General features: G+C 56.2%; 1 protein-coding gene. It reads right to left on the minus strand.

The window, feature by feature from the left end; genetic code table 11:
• A partial coding sequence (locus EB812_RS11570; RefSeq protein ID WP_165450946.1) for a HAMP domain-containing protein occupies window positions 1-1,105 on the minus strand: 1,105 nt, incomplete at its 3' end.
• Window positions 1,106-1,756 lie beyond the last annotated feature (651 nt).

The raw sequence follows: 1,756 nt of genomic DNA on the forward strand, positions 1-1,756 counted from the left end.
GTGCCTTGCGGGTATTTTCGTCCGCTTCGGCAATCTTGGCCTTGAGGTTTTCTACCATGGTGCGCAGCGCGTCGGCCAGCTTGCCGATTTCATTCTTCAGACGCAGATCCAGCCGGGCGTTGAGGTCGCCGTCGGCCACCGTGCCGGCATAGGCCTGCAACTGGCGCAAAGGCCGGATGGCGATTTTTTCCAGAGCCAGCAGCGAAACCGCCACAAGCAGCACAATAGCGCCCAGCCCCAGGCCCAGCATAACGTTGCGCTGTTGCACCGCCGGGGCCTGGATTTCGGCCGTATCCATAACCAGGGCCACCTTCCAGTTCCAGTAGGGCACTGTGTACCAGGCCAGCATTTTATCCACKCCGTTGCGCTGGAAGGACACGCCCTGCCCGGAAGGCGCACCCAACATATCGCGTATGCCGGGATTGGCGCTGTGGTCCTGCAGCGCCAGGCTGCTGTCCGGGTGGGCCACAAAAATACCCTTGGGAGAAATAATGTAGGGGTAGCCAGACTGGCCCATTTTGATGCTCTGAATATAATTTTTTTCCAGTTCATCAATGGCGTAAGACATGCCTATGCCGCCCAGTACCTTGCCGCCGGCGTCCAGCACCGGGGCAGTCACACTGACGATGATCTTGCCCGTGGCAAAACTTTTGGTGGGAGTGGAGCTGAAGCCGCGCTTATTGGCCAGGGCCGCCTGTATGTATTCGCGATTGGACAGATTATTATGTTTTTCCACCATCTTGCCCTGTGCGCAGACAATCCGCTGCTGGCCCGTAGCGTCAAAAACATAGAGCGTGTTGATACTTGCCGAAGACTGCGACATGGCAGCGATAAAAACGGACAAGCCCTCCACGCCGTCGCCGGTTTCCAGATACTGACGCACTTTTGGCGCCTTTGACACTCCATTGACAAGCGTGGATAATTGTTCGCCAAAGTCTCCCATGGACTTTGCTATTGTCTCCACCATCAGACCCATCTCATGTGTGCGGGATTCCATATTGGCTTCATAAGACAATTTGGCCACCACACCAACAAGAGCGGACTGGATAAGGAGAATAACTGCGCTGATCAAAAGCAACAACGTCATGCGAATACTGTGGGCCATCCTCAACTCCATTACAAAAAACCTGTTGTCGTCTGGAACATCGAGGTCTCGGGCGCCCCACCCGCAACCCCAGCCAGGCGATTCCCATTGAAAAGCCTGTCTGCGTGCCGCCAGGTTCCCCTGATCGGCAGCCGCACACGGCGACTGCCGGCTGCCTTGGGTCCCTGCCGTCGCACTGCCGATGTCAGAATAAACGTCTCATTTAGCAATCGGATAAAACACGATAAACTTTATATACGTTGCGCCTATAGGATATTTAGGGAGCAAATGCAAGAAAGGATGTCATCGGGAAGGCAGACACATCTGAAGCCGCTACAGAGCGGCCGACAAAACGGGACAACCCGCCTTTTTCTCTCCAAGGTGCGCCCAGGCGGTGCTGCGAGGGAAGAAAATTTTTTTGAAGAATGAAGGGAGGGTGTGGGGGGAAAGGCACTTTTGCGCGCTGCTGTCTTCGCCCGTAATTTCCTTCGTCGTAACGGGCTAAGCTGACCCAAAGTGCCCTCCCCCCACAGTCTTTCAGGCTCTTAGCCCTGCTTCATCTGATCGATAAGGCCGCGCAGCACCTGCGCCTGCTGGGCCAGTTCGGTCACGGCGGCAGAGGCGTGGCGCATGGCGGCGGAGGTCTCGGCAGAAATGCGGTTCACGTCCTCA

Source organism: Desulfovibrio legallii (assembly GCF_004309735.1).
In the GTDB taxonomy this organism is placed as follows: Bacteria; Desulfobacterota; Desulfovibrionia; order Desulfovibrionales; family Desulfovibrionaceae; genus Desulfovibrio; species Desulfovibrio legallii.